Source organism: Caballeronia glebae, assembly GCF_001545035.1.
GTDB classification, from domain to species: Bacteria; Pseudomonadota; Gammaproteobacteria; order Burkholderiales; family Burkholderiaceae; genus Caballeronia; species Caballeronia glebae.
In genome coordinates, this window is record NZ_FCOJ02000006.1 from 151,836 (window position 1) to 171,047 (window position 19,212).

A 19,212-nucleotide genomic window follows, 5' to 3' on the forward strand; every position below is an offset into this window, starting at 1 on the left:
TCATGGCCGTGCTTTTTGTCGCGCTGATCGCAGCGCTCGCGCTGCCGCCGCTCGTCTTCGATCAATCGTGGCTGCTCGCGTATCTCGCGCAGACCGCCACGCTCATCGTCCTCGCGCTTTCGTACAACCTGTTGCTTGGCGAGACGGGTCTGCTCTCGTTCGGACACGCGGTCTATTCCGGTCTCGGCGCGTTCGCTGCCGCGCACGTGTTCAATCGCTTCGGCGTGCCGTTGCCGCTGCTGCCGTTCATCGGCGGATGCGCGGCGATGCTCGTCGCCATCGTTTTCGGCGCGATCTCGACGCAGCGCGCGGGCACCGCCTTCGCGATGATCACGCTCGGTATCGGCGAACTCGTCGCCGCGTGCGTGTGGCTCGTGCCGGGCTGGTTCGGCGGCGAGGGCGGCCTAACGATCGATCGCGCGAGCAGTCCGGCGTTCTTCGCGTTGACCTTCGGGCCGCCGCGCGAGGCGTATGCGCTGATCGCGTGCTGGTGCGTGATATCGGCACTCGCGATATTCGCGTTCTCACGCACGCCGATGTGCCGTCTCGCCAACGCCGTGCGCGACAATCCCGCGCGCGCCGCCGCGATCGGTTTCGCGCCCGCGCGCGTGCGCTTGCGCATGCTCGTCGTGTCGGCGTTCTTCGCGGGCATCGCGGGCGTGCTGGCGTTGATCAATGTCGAGCTGGTTTCGTCGGAAAGCGTCGGTCTCGCGCGTTCGACAAGCGTGCTGGTGGCGACCGTGATCGGCGGCGCGGGCACGTTCTTCGGGCCGATCGTCGGCGCGGTGCTGCTTACGTTCGAAAGCGTCGGGCTCGCGAGCGTCACGGCCGCGTGGCCGATGTATCTCGGGCTCTTCTTCATGTGGGTCGTCGTGGCGGCGCCGGAAGGCGTCGCGGGCCTAGTTCGGCGCGATGCCCGGTCGTTGTGCGCCGGAGCGCTGAGCGCGATCGTGTGGGGCGTCGCGGTCGTCGCGCCGGTCGAAGCGCTCTATGCGGGACGAAACGATATGCATGCGTGGCTCATCGCGTTGCCGTGCGCGTTGCTGGGCCTATGGCTCGCACGACGCGCGAGGACCGCGCGATGAACGCCGCGCTCGAATTGCACGGCGTCGTCAAGCGCTTCGGCGCGACGCGCGTGTTGCAAGGCGTCGCTCTGCAAGTCGCGAAGGGCGAACGGCACGCGCTCATCGGACCGAACGGCGCGGGCAAGTCCACGCTCTTCGATCTGATCTCGGGACGCGCGCGGCCCGACGACGGACGCATCGTCGCGAACGGAATCGATATAACGGGCAAGCCGCCGCAGCGCGTCTCGCGTTCGCTTGCGCGCAGCTTCCAGACGACGAGCGTGTTCGGCGGCTTGTCCGTGCTCGATAACCTGCGTTGCGCGGCGCTCGGCGCGGCATCTTCGCGCTTTATCGATCGATGGCTGCCCTCGCGTCGAATCGATGAACGCGCCCACGCGATGCTCGATGCCATCGGCCTTGCCGCGCGCGCCGACGAACGCGCGGCGCGCCTGACCTACGCGGAGCAACGCGCGCTCGATCTCGGCATTGCGCTGGCCACCGATGCACCGCTCATCCTGCTCGACGAGCCCACCGCCGGCATGAATCGCGCGGAGGCGACGCGCGCGCTCGACCTGATTCGCGCGACGACGCAAGGGCGCACGCTGCTCGTGATCGAGCATGACATGGACGCGGTGTTCGGTCTCGCGGATCGCATTTCGGTGCTCGTGCGAGGGCGCGTGATCGCAACCGATACGCCCGCCGGGATTCAGGCGAATCGCGATGTGCGGGAAGCCTATCTCGGCGGAGTCGCGCCATGAGCGCGCAACTGCGTATCGAGGATTTGCGCGCGTGGTACGGCGCGGCGCAAGTGCTGCACGGCGTGCATTTGTGCATCGACGAAGGCGAGGCGGTCGCGCTCGCCGGCCGCAACGGATCGGGACGATCGACGCTTGCGAAAGCCATCATGGGACTCGTGCGATGCGCGGGCGACATGCGCTATCGCGATGTCCCGCTCATCGGCTTGCGGCCGCATCGCATCGCGCGACTGGGCCTCGGTTACGTGCCCGAAACGCGCGACGTGTTCCCCGCGCTCACCGTGCGCGAAAACCTGTTGCTCGGCGAAAGGAAGGGCACGCGCTTCACGCCGCGCGATGCGTATCGATTGTTTCCGGCGCTAGAAGAACGCGCGTCGGTGAAGGCGGGCGCGCTATCGGGCGGCGAGCAGCAGATGCTCGCGCTCGCACGCACGCTGACGGGCGATCCGTCGCTCGTGGTCATCGACGAACCGGGCGAAGGACTCGCGCCGCAAGTGCTCGCGCAAGTGGCCGCGTGTCTCGCGATGCTGCGCGAGCGCGGTGTCGCGATGCTGCTGATCGAAGAACGATTGAGCATCGCGCGCACGCTCGATGCCCGCGTCGCGGTGATGGGACATGGCGCGATACAGTTCGACGGGCCATTCGCTTCGCTTGCTCGCGACGAGCAGGTCATGCGCGAATGGCTCTCCGTTGGCTAGTGCGCTAGGTTGACGCCTTGCTATCCCTTTCCACGATCCACTCGTGCTTCGGATCGTTCTTGAAGTGCCACGTGCGTTTGTTGCCCGCCATCACGTTCAGATAGTAGTTGTCGTAGCCATACGGCACGACCACCGGATGATATCCACGCGGCACCATGACGACATCGTGATTTTCGACGGCCATCGTTTCGTCGAGATCGCGTTCGTCGGTATAGACGCGCTGGAACGCGAACCCTTGAGGCGGATTCAATCGATGGTAGTACGTCTCTTCGAGCGAACTCTCGATGGGCACGTTGTCCTGATCGTGCTTGTGCGGCGGATAGCTCGACGCATGTCCGCCGGGCGTGCGCACTTCGACGACGAGCAATGACTCGGCCGCTTCCGTTTGCGGAAGAATGTCGCAGACGTAGCGCGTATTCGCGTTCTTGCCGCGCGTGGAGCGCTTGATCTGCGACGGCTCGATCAGGCGCGGCGGAAACTCGCCCTTCGCGGGCGCGCTTGCTACGCCGATTTCCGCGTCGCGTTCAGCGCGCACGATGGCGGCGAGCTTCGGCGGCACGTAGACGGCATACGGCGCGGCGTCCTCGAACACGCTGTCGCGCGAGCCGATCGACTGATAATGCTCGTCGCCTGCTTCGACGCTCACCGTGCCGGTCAACACGACGATGCAGCTTTCGCGATCCGCGTCGTACACGTGCACGACATCGCCCGCGTTCAGGCGATACGCCGCGAAGCCGACGTGCTTCCAGCCCGCGGAAGCGGGCGTGACGCGCGCGATGGTTTGTCCTTCGCGCGATGCTTTCACCAGCAGGCTCATGCTGCCTCCTTGAATGTTGCGTCGACGAGCGCACGCAGCGTGCGATAACCCTTGTCGGCGTACTCGTAGCTCGGCGCGATCACCGGGTCCTGTTCCGCTTCCACGACGAGCCAGCCTTCGTAATCGTGCTGCGCGAGACACGCGACGATGCCCGGATAATCCACGCAGCCGTCGCCTGGCACGGAGAACGCGCCGTTGATGACCGCATCGAGAAAGCTCCAGTTGCGATTGCGCGCGAGCTTCACGATTTCCGGGCGCACGTCCTTGCAATGCACATGGCACACGCGCGCGATGTGCTTTTGCAGCACGCTCAAGGCGTCGCCGCCCGCGAACGTGATGTGCCCCGCGTCGAACAGCAGACCCACGGCATCGTTCGTGAGCGCCATGAGGCGATCGACATCGGCGGGCGTTTCGACGTACGCGCCCATGTGATGATGATAGGCGACGCGCACGCCGCGCGAGAGCGTGAATTCGGCGAAGCGGTTCAGCCGTTCCGCGTACTCGCTCCATTGCGCGTCCGAGAAGAATCGCGGACGTTGATAGAGCGGTCGCGGCGCGCCTTGAATGGAGTTCGCGACTTCGCCGTAGACCATTACGGTCGCGCCGTTCTGTGCGAGCAGATCAAGATGCGGACCGACGGCTTCGATTTCCTCTTGCGCGCTGCGTTGCGCCAGCCTGCCCGAATACCAGCCGGACACGAGCGCGAGATCGTACTGCGCGAGCAAGGCTTTTAGCGCCTGCGGTTCGCGCGGAAATTTGTTGCCCAACTCGAAACCTTTATAGCCGATTTGCTTGCCTTCCGTGAGCGCGGTAGACAGAGGCGTCTCCCCGCCGAGCGAAGGCAGATCGTCGTTCATCCACGACAATGGATTGATGCCGATGCGGACGTTCAAAGGCATGATGCTTTGTCCTTTTGCGATGGTTTTCGGTCGGTTGTTCAAACCTTGGATTCTTGTCGGTCCATTGTTGCCCCTATGCGAAGCGGCAAACCGATTCAGCATGAAACGGCACCGGCCCGCTCTGCGCCCGATGAGTCCATCGGGGGCTGCATGTATTTCTCTACTAACGCTTCCATCTCGCTGCACGTGTGATTCGTTGGTTTCCCTTGCATACCCAGCGGCAGCGCGTAGCGCTGTGCCGGAGCTATTTGGTGCTGAACCAGCGCGCTAAAGCGACTAGCTAGTCAGACCGTGCGCGAGCCAAGCCCGGTAATTCCTATGAGGGCGACACTTAGGCGAGTGCCGCCTTGAACGAGAAAATTGTCTAACGTGCGTATGACCGCGGGCGTGAGAAGCTGCTTTCTTTGGTTACTTTCTTTGCAGCAGCAAAGAAAGTGACTGCCGCCCCGCACAGGGGCAGTGCCAATAGACCGACACGAATGCAAGTTTCCGCAGAAGCCCCATCAACTCCCCCGCGCCTTGACAGCGCGCTCATAAGCCTCGCGAGCAACCACGACAGCGGCGCGCTCGGACACTTCAGGCACGGCCACTTCCCACCACCATCCGCCTTCTTCCGTGGACCGCGCCGGATCGGTATCGATCGAAATCAGATAGCTTTGGTCCGCCGCGCGCGCGCGCTTCATCGCCGCTTGCAGTTCGTCGATGCTCGACACATGCTCCGACAACGCGCCGAGCGAACGCGCATGCAGCGCGAAATCGATCTGCGGCGCACCGGTCGCGCCTTGCTTGCAGTCATCGATGAGATTGTTGAACGGCGCACCGCCGCACGCTTGCTGCAATCGATTGATGCAACCAAACCCGCGATTATCGAGCAGCACGACGATCACCTTCGCGCCGAGCATGACCGATGTAGCAAGCTCGCTATTCATCATCAGATAACTGCCGTCGCCGACGATCACGATCACCTCGCGCTCGGGCCGCGCGAGCTTCACGCCGAGACCGCCCGCGATTTCATAGCCCATGCACGAATAACCGTACTCGACGTGATAACCGCCCGGCGCGCCCGTGCGCCACAGCTTCTGCAGATCGGCCGGCAGCGTGCCCGCCGCGCACACGACGATGTCCTTCGCGGGCGAATCATCGTCCGAGCGCTGCACCGCGCCGATGACATCGGCTTCGCGCGGCAACGCGCCATCCGCGACGGGCGTGTTCGTCACATGCGCGACGGTCTCGCGCCATTCGTTCGCGAGCCGATGCGCACGCGTCGTCCATTGCGCCGATGCGCGCCAGTCGCCGAGCGCTTCGGACAGCGCCTCCAGCGCGGCGCGCGCATCCGCCTGCACCGCGACGGCGTTCTGCTTGAGCGCATCGAGCGGATTGGCGTTGATCGCGACGAGCCGCGCCTGCGCGAAGAGCGTGTTCGAGCCGGTCGTGAAGTCCTGCAGACGCGTGCCCACGGCGAGCACGCAATCGCTCGCATTCGCGAGTTCGTTCGCAGCCGATGCGCCCGTCACGCCGATGCCGCCGACGTTCGACGCATCGTCCCAGCCAAGCGCGCCTTTGCCCGCCTGCGTCTCCGCGACCGGAAGGCCGTGCTTGTGCGCAAACTCGCGCAACGCATCGGCCGCGAGCCCGTACAGCACGCCGCCGCCCGATACGATCAACGGCTCGCGCGCTTCACGCAGGACGGCGGCGGCGCGCTGGATTTCGCGCGGAATCGGCGCGGGCGCATGAAACTCGACGACGCGCGGCTCGAAGAACGAAGCGGGGTAGTCGTACGCCATCGCCTGCACGTCTTGCGGCAGCGCGAGCGTGACGGGGCCGCACGATGCCGCGTCGGTGAGCACGCGAATCGCGCGCGGCAATGCGCTCAGCAACTGCGCCGGATGCACGATTCGATCGAAGTAGCGCGACACCGCTTTCAACGCGTCGTTCGCGGAGACGCCTCCATCGTGGCCGTCCTCGACTTGCTGCAATACCGGATCGGGCGCGCGCGACACGAAGATATCGCCCGGCAGCAACAGCACCGGCAAACGGTTCACGTGCGCGAGCGCCGCCGCCGTCACGAGATTGGTCGCGCCCGGGCCGATGGACGTCGTCACCGCCATCATGCGACGCCGCATGTGCGCCTTCGCATACGCGATCGCGCTATGCGCCATCGCCTGCTCGTTGTGCGCGCGATACGTCGGCAACTCATCGCGATGCCGATACAACGCCTCGCCGATACCCGCGACATTGCCATGCCCGAAGATCGCGAACACGCCGCCGAAAAGCGGCTCGCCGTGCTCGGTGCGTTGCGCCGCCAGATAGCGCACGAGCGCCTGAGCGGTGGTCAATCGAACGGTGGAACGCACGACAGTCTCCGTTTGCGTTGCGCGCTGGTTCATGCGGCCTGCTCCTGTCTCGCGTGAATGGAATCGGCGGATGCGCCGTGCGACGAACGCGCTTCGCGCCACGCGCCGATCAGCGTTTCGAACGTGCGGCGCACGCGCGCGATCAGTTCGCGGTCGTCGATCTCGTTGGCGAGCCACGCATGGCTCGGCTCATGAAAGATCGTGCGTCCGACGGTGAAGCCCTTGCAAGTCTTCGACGATGCCGCCGCCGCGAAGCCCGCGCGCAACTGATCGACGCCCGCCGACAAACCGAGCAGCACGACGCCGCGGCAATACGGATCGCGCTCGGCGATCAGCGCATCGATGGCTTGCCATTGCGTCGCGCTCATCGGTTCGAGCTTCCACCATTCCGGATAGATGCCCAGGTTGTAGAGACGCTTCAACGCGCGATACACGGTGTCGTCCTCGACCGGCGGGCCGTTCTTCGGCACGATCACTTCGAGCAGCAACTCGTTGCCGCTCGCCTGCACGGCATCGTAGAGCGCGCGCAATTGCGCTTCCTGTTCGAGGCGCACGTCATGCGGATGATCGGGGTGATATTGCACGAGGCACTTCGCAACCTGTTCGCGCGGCCATTGCGCGAGCGTCGTGCCGATCGAGCGGCCGTGATCGAATTCGAGCGGCATCGAGCCCGGCAATTCGACCGGTCGGCCGATCCACCAGCCGCGCCCCGTCGCCGCGTTCAACGCATCCTGTCCGTAACGATCGTCGATCAATACGCCGATGCGTCCTTCGAGCCCGAGTTCCTTCTCCGTCTGCGCGACGGCTTCGACGAACAGGTTCTTCAACGTCGCAATACGCGCTTCGTCCGCGCCCGTCTGCTGCGCGAGATCGAAGAACTGGTTGCGATGATCGAACGCGAAGCCGAGCACTTCATCCCATTGCTTGCGCTTCGGACTCACGCGATGCAGGCGCGCGAGCGTCGCATCGCGATCGGGGCGGCGCATGCGCGCGGGATCGTCCTTCGCGGCGGCGAGAAAGTAATCGAGCTCGGCGGGCGTGGGCATCGCGGGCGCGCAGCCGTGGCGCGACACGACGAGCGCGCCGCACGCGTTGGCCGAGCGCGCGCAGGCTTCGAGCGGCTCGTCGCGCAGCCATCCGGAGAGGAAGCCGGAGGCGAACGCATCGCCCGCGCCGAGCACGTTGAGCACTTCGACTTCGACGCCGCCGTGGACCGGCGCGTCGTCGATGGATGCGGGCACGGCGCCCTCGATGATCGAGCAGCCGAGCGGCCCGCGCTTCACGACGAGCGTCGCGTTCGTGACCTCGCGGACCATCGCGAGCGCATCGATAAGATGTTCCTTGCCTCCCGCGATACGAAACTCTTCTTCCGTGCCGATCACGAGATCGATCGACGGCAAGATGCGCTGCAAATGCGCGGTGACGTTTTCGTTCGCGATGAAACGCGTTTCGCCATCGGCCTTGGCCGTCAGCCCCCACAGCACCGGCCGATAGTCGATGTCGAGAATCGTACGCACGTCGTTGCGGCGCGCATAGTCGAGCGCGCGACGGCTCGTGCGGTTCACCTGTTCCGTCGAGAAATGCGTGCCCGTGATGAGCAACGCCTTCGACGACGCGATGTACGCCTCATCGAAATCGTTCTCGTCGACGGCCATGTCCGCGCAATTCTCGCGATAGAACACGAGCGGAAACGTGTCGCGATCTTCGAGGCCGAGCAGCACGAGCGCGGTGAGGCGTTCACGATCGATGCGCACGTGGCTCACGTCGCAGCCTTCGCGTTCGAGCGTCTCGGCGAGAAAGCGTCCCATGTGATCGTTGCCCACGCGCGCGAGCATCGACGATTCGAGCCCGAGCCGCGCGCAGCCGAACGCGATGTTCGCGGACGAGCCGCCGAGATACTTCGCGAACGTCGATACATCTTCGAGCCGCGCGCCGACGTTCTGCGCATAGAGATCGACGGCGAGGCGGCCGAGGCACACGATATCGCGCGTGCGATCCGGCGCGAAGCGAGAGGGGTTTTGCGTTGGCATGGATTCAATGTCCTCAGATCGTCGCGCCTTCGAGTTCGGTCATCATCTGCTGCATTTCGGCGCCGCCCGCCATCATGTCGAGCACTTCGTTCTTGCTGATGGTGTCCTTCGTGAACGTGCCCATCGAGCGGCCGCGATTGAGCAGCGTGAACGAATCGCCGATCGGATACGCGTGATGCACGTTATGCGTGATGAAAATCACCGAGATGCCTTTCTCGCGCGCCTTGTGAATCAGCTTCAGCACATTGAAGCTCTGCTTCACGCCGAGCGCGGCGGTCGGCTCGTCGAGGATCAGCACGCGCGCGCCGAAGTGAATCGCGCGGGCGATCGCGAGACATTGCTTCTCGCCGCCGGACATCGTGCCGATCGGCTGATGCGGATCGCGCACGTTGATGCCCATTTCCGCGAGCTTGGCGCGCGAGGTTTCGGCCGCGAGGTCGAGGTCCATCACGTTGATGCCGAAGCGCTTCTTCTGCGGCTCGCGGCCCATGAAGAAGTTGCGCGCGACGGACAAGAGCGGCACGAGCGCGAGATCCTGATACACGGTCGCGATGCCGAGATCGAGCGCTTCTTTCGGCGATTCGAATCTGACCGGCTCGCCGTCGACGAGATAGTCGCCGGAAGAGGGCAGATGCACGCCCGCGAGCGTCTTGATGAGCGTGGACTTGCCCGCGCCGTTATCGCCGAGCAGGCAATGCACTTCGCCGCGTTTGAGCCGCAACGTGACGCCGTTCAGCGCGATCACCTTGCCGAAAAACTTGCTGACGTTTTCGAGCGCGAGGATGTTGTCGTCTTGCATGATCGTTGCTCCTCTCATTGAGCCTGATTACTGAGCCTGTGACACGCGGCGGCGCACGTAGTGATTGAAGAGCACGGCGATGAGCAGCATCACGCCGAGGAACACGCGAAACCAGTCCGAACTCACGTTCGTATAAGTGATGCCGATCTGCACGACGCCGAAGATCAGCGCGCCGAAGCATGCGCCGATCACCGAGCCGTAGCCGCCCGTGAGCAAGGTGCCGCCGATGACCGCCGCGATGATCGCTTCGAACTCCTTTTGCAAGCCGCGATCCGCAGCGGCCGAGCCGATATCGCACACTTGCAGCACGGCGAACAGGCACGAGCAGAACGCGGTCAGCACGAACAGCGAAATCTTCACGCGCTTGACCGGCACGCCGACGTTCTTCGCGGCATTCGCGTCGCCGCCGACTGCGAGAATCCAGTTGCCGTAGCGCGTCTTGGCGAGCACGAACGCGCCGACCGCCGCGAGCGCGAGCCACCAGATGATGACCTTCGGAATGCCCGGCACGAGCGGTTCGCCGCTGTCGAGCAGCTTGCCGATTCCCATATGCGCGAGCCACGTGAACACGCCGTGGAGCGCGACGCCATGAAACAGCGTGTTGGCGATGGGATCGGCCTGCGCGAGATCGCCCACGCCCGAGATGATGGTGCGGTCCGCGAACATGATCGAGAGCGCGAGCGTGAGGCCGCGCAGGATGAACAGGAACGCAAGCGTGACGATGAACGACGGCAGCCGCGTTCGCATCACGAGATAGCCGTTCAGCGCGCCGAGCAGCATCGACATCACGAACGCGAAGAGAATTGCGAGCGAGAGCGGCCAGTGGAAATAGACCGAGGGCAGCGCGACCATCATGCCCGCGAAGCCGATCATCGAACCGATGGACAAGTCGAACTCGCCCGCGATCATCAAGAGACACGCGCCGACCGCGAGCAGGCCGAGATAGGCGGCCACTTGCGACCAGTTCATCACGCCGTCGAGGTTGAACATGCCCGACGAGCCCGCGCCGAAGCCGAACACGATAAACACGAGCACGGTGCCGGAAATCGCCGCGAACTCCGGGCGGTTCAGCAAATGACCGAACCACGATGTCCGGCGCACGCGCTCATCCGAGGGCTTTGCCGCGTCAGGTGTTTCAGCGTTGTCCTGCTGAGGGTTCACGTGAGGAGGGTAATGCTTGCCGGCTACGCCCATGATGGCTCCTTGAGACTCGATGTCGATGCGGTACCGATGCGCGCGCCCCCGCCGCGTCCGCGAACGGACGCAGCAAAGCGCGCTGTACGTTGATAAAAGCGGGCGATGCTAGAAGAGCCGCCCGAAGCAGGTCATGCCGGAATCAACGATATTGACCCGCGTACTTCACGACCTTGTCGAGATTTTCCTTGGTGATGAAACCCGGGCCCGAGCGAATGTTCTTGGGTCCGTACGACGGCTGCAATCCGTAGGTTTCGAGGCGCGCCTTGAACTTCGGATTCGCTTCGAGAATCTGGCGGATCTTCGCCGGATCGGTCGTGTGCTCCTTGTGCACGATTGCGAGCACCGCCACCGGGATATAGCCTTGCAGATACGGCTGCTGATCGATGGCGAACTTGATCGTGCCGTCCTTGATGGCCTTCGCGATGTCATCCGAAAAGTCGAAGGTCACGAAATACACCTTGTTTTGCAGGCCCATTTGCGTGACGGCCTTGAGCGTCGCGGAAGCGGGCGTCGGTCCGAGCGTGAGGATCGCCTGCGTGTCCGGATGATTGCGCAGGAACGCCGAGACCTTCGACTGAATCTCGGTCGGGTCCTGGCCCGAGTCGAGCGTCGCGGCTTTGTAGTCGACGCCGAGCGCATCGGCGAAACCGCGGCAGCGATCGAACGACACCGTGTTCGTCGCGATGTGATTCACGCACAGAAACGACTTGATGCCCGCGGCCTTGGCCTTCTCGCCCGCGGCCTTGCCCGCGACGTATTCCGGCTGGCCGACGTGCATGATCGCGCCGAGTTGCGCGCTCTGTTCCTCGGTGCCGGAGTTGATCGTCACGAGCGGAATCTTCTTCGCGGTGACTTTGTTGAGCGAGCTTTTCAGCACGTCGAAGTCGGCGATGGTGGTGATGACGCCGTCGTAGTTGCGCGCGGCGGCCTGCTCGATCAGGCGCGACATGTCCGCGATATCGCCGTTCGGCGGATTGCGGTAGTCCGTCTGCACGTTGAAGTCTTCATCGGCCTGCTTGATCGCGTTCTTAATGGTGTTCCACCACGAATCCGAGTCCGGCGCGTGGCTGATCAGCACGAACTTCGCGTCGGGCGCCGCGTGTGCGGGACTTGCCGCCATCATCGTTGCGCTGCACAACGCAGCAGCAGCCACCAGCGCGCGCAGCGCGGCCCGACCGTTGCAAATGGTCATTGTCTCCACCTATCTCGGTTGTTGTTTGGTGTGATGTTTCCCGAGCCGGCCGCTTGATGTGCCGTGCTCAGGACCAAGAGTAGGTCAGTTTTTGACGGTCTGCAACAGAAATTTCATTGGTGCGTCAAATGGAAAATGCATTCCAATTTGCTTGCCGTCTTCCTATAATCAGTTGCACGGCGCTCGCGATTCGAGCGCGCAAAAGACGAGCGTGGATATGGACGAAACAAGCACCGAAGCCCAGAGCGTCGACGAACTGATGCAGCGGATCACCGACGCCTACGACTCGCTGCCGCGCCAGTTGAAGAGCGTCGCGACGTATATCGAGCAACATCGCCCGAGCGTGATGATGGATCGCACGAGCGACATCGCGAGCGCGTGCGGCGTGCATGCGTCGGCGGTCGTGCGGTTTGCACAGCGTTTCGGCTTTTCCGGCTTCTCCGATCTGCAGGCGCTGTTCCGGCAGGCGTACACCGGCGCGGGCGGCTCGCAGCAGACGTATCAGCAGCGCATCCGCAAGCTCATCGACGAGAAGGCCGGCGACGCGTCGGGCGTGTCGGTCGCGCGCGAGTTCATCGCGGCGAGCCGCGCCGGTCTCGACGAACTAGAAGCAGGTCTCGACGACGCGCAATTCGAAGCCGCTGTCGAGATGCTTTCCCAGGCCGAGAACATCTACGTGATCGGCGTGCGCCGGTCGTTCGCGGTGGCGAGCTACATCGTCTATGCATTGCAGCACACGAAAAAGCGCGTGCATCTGATTTCGGGCTTCGGCGGCATGTTCCGCGAGCAGGTTCGCAGCGTGAAGAAGGGGGACGTGGTGGTCGCGATCAGCTTCGCGCCGTACGGCAAGGAAACGCAATATTGCGTGCGCGCCGCGCAGCATCACGGAGCTGCGACCCTCGTCATCACCGATAGCCAGCTTTCGCCGCTCGCGCGTCACGCGAGCGCGAGTCTGTTCGTGAAGGAGGGCAGCGCGTTCGCGTTCCGTTCGCTCACGAGCACCATTTGCCTGTGCCAGGCGTTGTTCATCGCGCTCGCGTACCGGCTTGAGTTGAACGTTGAAGAGTCCAAGGAGACAGGTGGCTATGACGATTGATGTGGCGGTGTTTGGGGCGGGGCGCATCGGCAGGATTCACGCGGCCAATCTCGCGCGGCAGCCGGGCGTGCGTCTGAAATACGTCGTCGATGTGAATCGCGACGCGGCCGCCGCGCTCGCGAAAGAGCATGGCGCAACGCTCGCCGATGTCGATGGCGCGTTAGGCGATGCGTCCATCGGCGCGACCGTCGTGTGTTCGAGCACGGACACGCACGCGGACCTGATTCTCGCGTCGGCGGCGCAGAAGAAACACGTGTTCTGCGAGAAGCCGGTCGATCTCGCGATCGAGCGTGCGCGCGCATGCGCCGATGCCGTCGCGAAGGCGGGCGTCGTCTGCATGATCGGCTTTCAGCGCCGCTTCGATCCGACCTTCTCGGCGGTGAAGGCGCGTATCGACGCGGGCGAGATCGGCGATCCGGAAATGCTGATCGTGACGAGCCGCGATCCGGGCGCGCCGCCCGTCGAGTACATCAAGCACTCGGGCGGCATCTTCAAGGACATGCTGATCCACGACTTCGACATCTTCCGCTGGATTCTCGACGACGAAGCCGACACGCTGCACGCGACGGGCAGTTGCCTCACCGATCCGGCCATCGCCGAGGCGGGCGACATCGATGCGACCGCGGTGACGATCCGCACGAAGCGCGGGCGTCTGTGCCAGATCAACACGGCGCGGCGCGCGGCGTATGGCTACGATCAGCGCTTCGAGCTGCTCGGCAGCGCGGGCATGTTGCAAGCGGGCAATGTGCGGCCCACCGAAGTCACCGCGTACACGGCGGCGGCGGTGTCGAGCGACAAGCCCGAGGCGTTCTTTCTCGAACGTTATCGCGCGGCATATGCGGCTGAAATCGCGCACTTCTTCGATGCGGTCAATCATGGCAAGCCGGTGCGAACCACCGTCGCGGACGGTCTCAAAGCGCTCGAACTCGCCGAAGCCGCGACGCTGTCGTGGCGCGAGAATCGCATCGTCAAGCTCGGGGAGAACGTCGCATGAACGCGGTGCGCTTCGGTATCGTCGGATTGGGCAGGCTCGGGCGGCGGCATGCGGAGAATCTCGCGTGGCGCGTGCCGGGCGCGAAGCTCGTCGCGGCGTGCAGTCCGGTTGCGGAAGAGCGCGAGTGGGCGCGGGAGAAGTTGCCGGAGTCGTCGCTCTACGCGGACTACGACGAACTGCTGACCGATGCGTCCATCGACGCCGTGTGGCTCGTCACGCCCACCTCGCTGCACGCCCGGCAGATCGTCGCCGCGTTGCGCGCGGGCAAGCACGTGTTCTGCGAGAAGCCGCTGTCGCTCGATCTCGCCGAATGCGACGCCGTGATCGAAGAGCACGCGCGTCATCCGCATCTGCACGTGATGATCGGCTTCGTGCGACGCTTCGATGCCAGCTATCGCGATGCGTTCGATAGCGTCGCGCACGGCGCGATCGGCCGGCCGTTCATGGTGCGCTCGCAGACCTGCGACAAGAACGATCCCGATGGTTTCTTCGTGCGATTCGCGCCGACATCGGGCGGGCTTTTTCTCGATTGCAGCGTGCATGACATCGATCTTTCGCGCTGGCTGCTCGGCAATCCGCGCGCGAAACGCGTGTATGCGAGCGGGACCATCGCGATTCACGAGGGCCTGCGCGAGTGCAACGACATCGACAATGGCGTGGGCACCATCGAATTCGAGGACGGGCGGCTGGCGGTGCTGTACGCATCGCGCACGATGGCGCACGGACACGACACGCAGACGGAAGTGATCGGCACGGCGGGCGCGCTGTCGGTGGGGCGCAATCCGCGCGCGAACCGCGTGGAAATCGCGGATGCGCACGGCATGCGCAATGCCTGCACGCCGACCTTCTTCGAACGCTTCGAGGACGCGTTTTTGCGCGAGGCGCAGGCGTTCGTCGCGTGGCTCAAGGAAGGGACGCCGACCGGACTCACGCTGGACGATGCACGCGAGGCGACGCGCATCGGAATCGCGATGCGGCAGGCCTACGAAAGCGGGACGGCGGTGGAATTGTGACCTCTGCGTTAAAATCGAACCTTCACCGAGCGCACACCTCACCGCCAGACAAAGGTTCAATCGCGATGGAAGTTCACAAGGAAGTCGACGCGCGCGGGCTCAACTGCCCGTTGCCGATCCTGCGGGCAAAGAAGGCGCTCGCCGACATGACGAGCGGTCAGATTCTGAAAGTGCTCGCAACCGACCCGGGATCGCAACGCGATTTCGCGGCGTTCGCCAAGCAGACCGGCAACGAAATCGTCGAATCGACGGCACAGGACAAGACGTTCATCTTCCTGATGCGCCGACGCTGAACGAGACTTGCAGGCGCCCAAAAGCAAAAAGCCCGTCACGCAGGTGACGGGCTTTTTTTAAGCCGAAGCGGTTCGACCCTTTACTCTTCGAGAATCGGCGCGCGATTGCGCAGATATTCCTCGAATTCCTTCTTCACTTCCGGGTGACGCAGCGCGAACTCGACTGTTGCCTTGAGATAACCGAGCTTGCTGCCGCAGTCGAAGCGCGTGCCGTGATACTTGTACGCGAGCACTTGCTCATCCGACAGCAGCGACTGGATCGCGTCCGTCAGTTGCAGTTCGCCGCCCGCGCCCGGCTTCACCGCGCGGATGTGATCGAAGATGCGCGGCTTCAGCACGTAACGGCCGACCACGCCCAGGCTCGACGGCGCCACGGCCGGTTCCGGCTTCTCGACGATGCCCGCCAGCTTGAAGATGTTGTCTTCCCACTCCTTGCCGTCGATGATGCCGTAGGACTTCGAGTCCTCAGGCGGGATTTCTTCCACGCCGATCACCGAGCTGTGATAGTGGTCGAAGACTTCGATCATCTGCGTCATTACGGGCGGCTTGCCGTGCAGCAAGTCGTCCGCGAGGATCACGGCGAACGGGTTGTCGCCGACGAGCTTCTCCGCGCACAGCACCGCATGGCCGAGACCGAGCGCTTCGGCCTGACGCACATAGAAGCAATCGACATGGCTCGGCTTGATGCTGCGCACGAGTTCCAGCAGCTTGTCCTTGCCGCGCGCTTCGAGTTCGGCTTCGATCTCGTAGGACTTGTCGAAGTGATCTTCGATGGCACGCTTGCTGCGGCCAGTCACGAAGATCATTTCGGTGATGCCCGCAGCCATTGCTTCTTCGACCGCGTATTGAATCAGCGGCTTGTCGACGACGGGCAGCATTTCCTTCGGGCTGGCCTTGGTCGCCGGAAGGAACCGCGTGCCCAGGCCTGCGACGGGGAAAACCGCTTTGGTAACTTTTAGCATGTGACCCTGATCCTCTTAATCAATAAAACGTCGAGATTGGCGGAGCGGATCGAAATGACTCGAACCTCAAATTTACGCGGGCAGACGCAATATTTGCGCCTGAAGCTTCTCGATAGTGGTTCCATATTCTGCCAGCCTTTTGCGCTCCTGTTCAACGACAGCGGCCGGCGCTTTTGAAACAAAGCTTTCGTTTTCGAGTTTCGCGTTACATTTCACGATCTCGGCGGTGAGACGGTCCACTTCCTTGGTCAAGCGCTCGCGTTCCGCGGCGACATCGATCTCGACCTTCAGCACGAGCTTGCTCGTCCCGACGATCGCTACGGGCGCGCCGTGGGCTTCCTTGTCGAGGGCGGCTTCGTCGTCGATGATCTTCACCTCGGACAGACGCGCGAGGGCGGCGATATACGGCGCAAACGCGGAGAGGCGCGCCGCATCGCCGTGCGCGAGCAACGGCACCTTCACCGCGGGCGACAAATTCATCTCGCCACGCAGATTACGACATGCATCGATGACGGTCTTCAGTTCGGCGACCCACTGTTCGGACGATCCATCGATTTTTTTCTGCTCGGCGCGCGGATAGGGCTGCGTCATGATCGACACTTCGCCTTCCTTCGCGCCTTGCGGGAACGCGTCGGTCAGAGGAGCGACCTTCTGCCACAGCGCTTCGGTGATGAAAGGAATGATCGGATGCGCGAGCCGCAGCACGGTTTCCAGCACGCGCAACAGCGTGCGGCGCGTCGCGGTCTGCTGCTCCGGCGTGCCGGTCTGGATCTGCACCTTCGCGAGTTCCAGATACCAGTCGCAGTATTCGTCCCACACGAACTTGTAAATCGCGCTCGCGACGTTGTCGAAACGATAATCCGCGAAACCTTTCTCCACTTCGGCTTCCACGCGCTGAAGCAGCGATACGATCCAGCGGTCCGCCTGCGAGTAGTCCGTGTAGCCGCCCGGGCCGCAATCGCCCGGCTTGCACGCGCCCGGCTTCGCAAAACCGCAATCGTGGCCTTCGCAGTTCATCAGCACGAAACGCGTGGCGTTCCAGAGCTTGTTGCAGAAGTTGCGATAGCCCTCGCAACGCGCGAGATCGAAGTTCACGTTGCGCCCGAGCGTGGCCATCGAGGCCATCGTGAAGCGCAGCGCGTCGGTGCCGAACGACGGAATGCCTTCGGGGAACTCCTTGCGCGTCTTCTTCTCGATCTGCGCGGCGGCCTTCGGATTCATGAGGCCGGTCGTGCGCTTCGCGACGAGCGATTCGAGGTCGATGCCATCGACGATATCGATCGGATCGAGCGTGTTGCCCTTGCTCTTCGACATCTTCTGGCCTTCGGCGTCGCGCACGAGGCCGTGCACATAGACGGTGTCGAATGGCACCTTACCGGTGAAATGCGTGGTCATCATCACCATTCTGGCGACCCAGAAGAAGATGATATCGAAGCCCGTCACGAGTACCGACGACGGCAGGAACGCCTTCAATTCCTTCGTCTCGTTCGGCCAGCCGAGCGACGAGAACGGCACGAGCGCGGACGAAAACCATGTGTCGAGCACGTCTTCGTCGCGCTTGAGCACGCCTTTGTAGCCCTGCGCGTCGGCTTCGGCGCGGGCTTCGTCTTCCGTCTTCGCGACGAAAATCTCGCCGTTCTCGCCGTACCACGCGGGAATCTGATGGCCCCACCACAACTGACGCGAAATGCACCAGTCCTGGATGTTTTCGAGCCATTGATAGTACGTGGTGCTCCAGTTTTCCGGCACGAACCGGATCTGGCCGCTACGCACGACATCGAGCGACGTTTCCGTGATCGACTTGCCCGGATTGAACGTGCCTTCGGGCGCGGGCTTGCTCATCGCGACGAACCACTGGTCCGTTAGCATCGGCTCGATGACCACGTTCGTGCGGTCGCCGCGCGGCACCATCAGCTTGTGCGGCTTCACGGATTCGAGCAGGCCGAGCGCTTCGAGATCTTTCACGACGACCTTGCGCGCGTCGAAGCGATCCATGCCGCGATACTTCTCGGGCGCGTTGTCGTTGATCTTCGCGTCGAGCGTGAGGATTTCGATCTGCGGCAGCTTGTGGCGCTGGCCGACGGCGTAGTCGTTGAAGTCGTGCGCGGGCGTGACTTTCACGACGCCCGTACCGAATTCGCGGTCGACGTAATCATCCGCGATGACCGGAATTTCGCGATCGCACAGCGGCAGCATGACCGTCTTGCCGATCAGATGCTGATAGCGCTCGTCTTCCGGATGCACCATCACGGCGACGTCGCCGAGCATGGTTTCGGGGCGCGTCGTCGCCACGGTGAGATGGCCCGAGCCATCCGGCAGCGGATACTGGATGTGCCACAGGCTGCCGTTTTCTTCCTCGCTCACCACTTCGAGATCGGAGACGGCCGTGCCGAGCACCGGGTCCCAGTTCACGAGACGTTTGCCGCGATAGATGAGGCCTTGCTTGTAGAGCGTGACGAACACGTCGCGCACGGCGGCCGACATCTTGTCGTCCATCGTGAAGTATTCGCGCGACCAGTCGATCGATGCGCCGAGGCGGCGCACCTGATTCGTGATCGTCGAGCCGGATTGCTGCTTCCATGCCCAGACGCGCTTGAGGAATTCATCGCGGCCGAGGTCGTGACGCGAGATGCCCTGCGCGTCGAGCTGACGTTCGACGACGATCTGCGTCGCGATGCCCGCGTGGTCCGTGCCCGGCACCCACAGCGTGTTCTCGCCGAGCATGCGGTGATAGCGCGTGAGGCCATCCATGATGGTCTGGTTGAACGCGTGCCCCATGTGCAGCGTGCCGGTGACGTTCGGCGGCGGCAACTGGATGGAGAAATTCTTCGCGCCTTCCTTAAACGTGGGGGCGGACAGCCCGCGCTTTTCCCATTCCGGGCCCCATTGGGACTCGATGTTTTGAGGCTCGAAGCTCTTCGCAAGCGTGTTGTCGCTCATTGTGGAATCTGCCGAAAAATGCGTGAAAAAATGCGGGGGAATCCCCAATTATAAGGTTCCGCGCGCACAGTCGGCCGAATTCGCCCGGCAGCCGCGCGCCATCTCGCGG

At 63.5% G+C, this 19,212-nt stretch carries 16 protein-coding genes; 7 read left to right on the top strand and 9 right to left on the bottom strand.

Annotated elements, in window-relative coordinates; translation table 11 throughout:
* The first annotated feature begins 2 nt into the window (after positions 1 to 2).
* Genes AWB82_RS06380 through AWB82_RS06390 form a run of 3 tightly spaced genes read left to right on the top strand, consistent with a single transcriptional unit; the run spans position 3 to position 2,517 of the window.
* Positions 3 to 1,085 carry a branched-chain amino acid ABC transporter permease gene (locus AWB82_RS06380; RefSeq protein ID WP_086966304.1) on the top strand — a complete coding sequence of 361 codons (1,083 nt, stop codon included), beginning with the start codon at positions 3 to 5 and terminating at the stop codon, positions 1,083 to 1,085.
* Positions 1,082 to 1,822 carry an ABC transporter ATP-binding protein gene (locus AWB82_RS06385; RefSeq protein ID WP_086966341.1) on the top strand — a complete coding sequence of 247 codons (741 nt, stop codon included), beginning with the start codon at positions 1,082 to 1,084 and terminating at the stop codon, positions 1,820 to 1,822. The genes AWB82_RS06380 and AWB82_RS06385 overlap by 4 nt, the downstream gene beginning before the upstream one ends.
* Positions 1,819 to 2,517: an ABC transporter ATP-binding protein gene (locus AWB82_RS06390; RefSeq protein WP_086966305.1), complete on the top strand. Its 699-nt coding sequence runs from the start codon at positions 1,819 to 1,821 to the stop codon at positions 2,515 to 2,517. Before AWB82_RS06385 ends, AWB82_RS06390 begins: the two co-directional genes overlap by 4 nt.
* A gap of 4 nt (positions 2,518 to 2,521) precedes the next feature.
* On the opposite strand, the gene iolB is transcribed toward AWB82_RS06390, so the two are convergent.
* The 7 genes from iolB to AWB82_RS06425 form a co-directional block, all read right to left on the bottom strand.
* Positions 2,522 to 3,334 carry a 5-deoxy-glucuronate isomerase gene (iolB, locus tag AWB82_RS06395; protein ID WP_086966306.1) on the bottom strand — a complete coding sequence of 271 codons (813 nt, stop codon included), beginning with the start codon at positions 3,332 to 3,334 and terminating at the stop codon, positions 2,522 to 2,524.
* Positions 3,331 to 4,233 carry a myo-inosose-2 dehydratase gene (gene iolE, locus AWB82_RS06400; protein ID WP_407642977.1) on the bottom strand — a complete coding sequence of 301 codons (903 nt, stop codon included), beginning with the start codon at positions 4,231 to 4,233 and terminating at the stop codon, positions 3,331 to 3,333. The genes iolB and iolE overlap by 4 nt, the downstream gene beginning before the upstream one ends.
* Before the next feature lie 503 nt (positions 4,234 to 4,736).
* Entirely contained in the window at positions 4,737 to 6,620 is a 1,884-nt protein-coding gene (gene iolD, locus AWB82_RS06405) for a 3D-(3,5/4)-trihydroxycyclohexane-1,2-dione acylhydrolase (decyclizing) (RefSeq protein WP_086966307.1), read from the bottom strand.
* Positions 6,617 to 8,617, bottom strand: coding sequence for a bifunctional 5-dehydro-2-deoxygluconokinase/5-dehydro-2-deoxyphosphogluconate aldolase (locus AWB82_RS06410; RefSeq protein ID WP_086966308.1), 2,001 nt, complete (start codon positions 8,615 to 8,617; stop codon positions 6,617 to 6,619). The genes iolD and AWB82_RS06410 overlap by 4 nt, the downstream gene beginning before the upstream one ends.
* Before the next feature lie 13 nt (positions 8,618 to 8,630).
* Positions 8,631 to 9,416 (bottom strand): ATP-binding cassette domain-containing protein, encoded by a 786-nt coding sequence (locus tag AWB82_RS06415; protein WP_200818055.1) that lies wholly within the window; start codon positions 9,414 to 9,416, stop codon positions 8,631 to 8,633.
* Between the two features lie 27 nt (positions 9,417 to 9,443).
* Positions 9,444 to 10,610: an ABC transporter permease gene (locus tag AWB82_RS06420; protein WP_086966310.1), complete on the bottom strand. Its 1,167-nt coding sequence runs from the start codon at positions 10,608 to 10,610 to the stop codon at positions 9,444 to 9,446.
* 142 nt (positions 10,611 to 10,752) lie between these two features.
* A complete protein-coding gene (locus AWB82_RS06425) occupies positions 10,753 to 11,805 on the bottom strand; it encodes a sugar ABC transporter substrate-binding protein (protein WP_086966311.1) in 1,053 nt (350 codons plus the stop codon).
* Between the two features lie 217 nt (positions 11,806 to 12,022).
* On the opposite strand from AWB82_RS06425, the gene AWB82_RS06430 reads away from it, so the two are divergent.
* The 4 genes from AWB82_RS06430 (at position 12,023) to AWB82_RS06445 (ending at position 15,201) form a co-directional block, all read left to right on the top strand.
* Entirely contained in the window at positions 12,023 to 12,901 is an 879-nt protein-coding gene (locus AWB82_RS06430) for a MurR/RpiR family transcriptional regulator (RefSeq protein ID WP_086966312.1), read from the top strand.
* Complete coding sequence (gene iolG, locus AWB82_RS06435) at positions 12,891 to 13,895, top strand: inositol 2-dehydrogenase (protein WP_086966313.1); 1,005 nt, start codon at positions 12,891 to 12,893, stop codon at positions 13,893 to 13,895. The genes AWB82_RS06430 and iolG overlap by 11 nt, the downstream gene beginning before the upstream one ends.
* On the top strand, positions 13,892 to 14,908 hold the full coding sequence (locus AWB82_RS06440; protein ID WP_086966314.1) for a Gfo/Idh/MocA family oxidoreductase: 1,017 nt from the start codon (positions 13,892 to 13,894) through the stop codon (positions 14,906 to 14,908). The genes iolG and AWB82_RS06440 overlap by 4 nt, the downstream gene beginning before the upstream one ends.
* 65 nt (positions 14,909 to 14,973) lie before the next feature.
* Positions 14,974 to 15,201 carry a sulfurtransferase TusA family protein gene (locus AWB82_RS06445; RefSeq protein WP_008341954.1) on the top strand — a complete coding sequence of 76 codons (228 nt, stop codon included), beginning with the start codon at positions 14,974 to 14,976 and terminating at the stop codon, positions 15,199 to 15,201.
* An 80-nt stretch (positions 15,202 to 15,281) separates the two neighbouring features.
* Here the strand turns inward: AWB82_RS06445 and galU are convergent, their stop codons facing one another.
* Both galU and AWB82_RS06455 read right to left on the bottom strand, forming a co-directional pair.
* Complete coding sequence (gene galU, locus AWB82_RS06450) at positions 15,282 to 16,163, bottom strand: UTP--glucose-1-phosphate uridylyltransferase GalU (RefSeq protein WP_086966315.1); 882 nt, start codon at positions 16,161 to 16,163, stop codon at positions 15,282 to 15,284.
* Positions 16,164 to 16,235: 72 nt separating this feature from the next.
* The gene (locus AWB82_RS06455) at positions 16,236 to 19,103 is read right to left on the bottom strand and encodes a valine--tRNA ligase (protein ID WP_086966316.1); all 2,868 of its coding nucleotides are present in this window, start codon (positions 19,101 to 19,103) and stop codon (positions 16,236 to 16,238) included.
* Between the last annotated feature and the right edge of the window lie 109 nt (positions 19,104 to 19,212).

Coding starts and splice junctions, on each gene's coding strand:
- AWB82_RS06410 (WP_086966308.1), bottom strand. CDS start 8,617: ATGCCAACGCAAAACCCCTCTCGCTTCGCGCCGGATCGCACGCGCGAT.
- AWB82_RS06425 (WP_086966311.1), bottom strand. CDS start 11,805: ATGACCATTTGCAACGGTCGGGCCGCGCTGCGCGCGCTGGTGGCTGCT.
- AWB82_RS06445 (WP_008341954.1), top strand. CDS start 14,974: ATGGAAGTTCACAAGGAAGTCGACGCGCGCGGGCTCAACTGCCCGTTG.
- AWB82_RS06415 (WP_200818055.1), bottom strand. CDS start 9,416: ATGCAAGACGACAACATCCTCGCGCTCGAAAACGTCAGCAAGTTTTTC.
- iolB (WP_086966306.1), bottom strand. CDS start 3,334: ATGAGCCTGCTGGTGAAAGCATCGCGCGAAGGACAAACCATCGCGCGC.
- AWB82_RS06440 (WP_086966314.1), top strand. CDS start 13,892: ATGAACGCGGTGCGCTTCGGTATCGTCGGATTGGGCAGGCTCGGGCGG.
- AWB82_RS06430 (WP_086966312.1), top strand. CDS start 12,023: ATGGACGAAACAAGCACCGAAGCCCAGAGCGTCGACGAACTGATGCAG.
- galU (WP_086966315.1), bottom strand. CDS start 16,163: ATGCTAAAAGTTACCAAAGCGGTTTTCCCCGTCGCAGGCCTGGGCACG.
- iolD (WP_086966307.1), bottom strand. CDS start 6,620: ATGAACCAGCGCGCAACGCAAACGGAGACTGTCGTGCGTTCCACCGTT.
- AWB82_RS06385 (WP_086966341.1), top strand. CDS start 1,082: ATGAACGCCGCGCTCGAATTGCACGGCGTCGTCAAGCGCTTCGGCGCG.
- AWB82_RS06420 (WP_086966310.1), bottom strand. CDS start 10,610: ATGGGCGTAGCCGGCAAGCATTACCCTCCTCACGTGAACCCTCAGCAG.
- AWB82_RS06455 (WP_086966316.1), bottom strand. CDS start 19,103: ATGAGCGACAACACGCTTGCGAAGAGCTTCGAGCCTCAAAACATCGAG.
- AWB82_RS06380 (WP_086966304.1), top strand. CDS start 3: ATGGCCGTGCTTTTTGTCGCGCTGATCGCAGCGCTCGCGCTGCCGCCG.
- iolG (WP_086966313.1), top strand. CDS start 12,891: ATGACGATTGATGTGGCGGTGTTTGGGGCGGGGCGCATCGGCAGGATT.
- AWB82_RS06390 (WP_086966305.1), top strand. CDS start 1,819: ATGAGCGCGCAACTGCGTATCGAGGATTTGCGCGCGTGGTACGGCGCG.
- iolE (WP_407642977.1), bottom strand. CDS start 4,233: ATGCCTTTGAACGTCCGCATCGGCATCAATCCATTGTCGTGGATGAAC.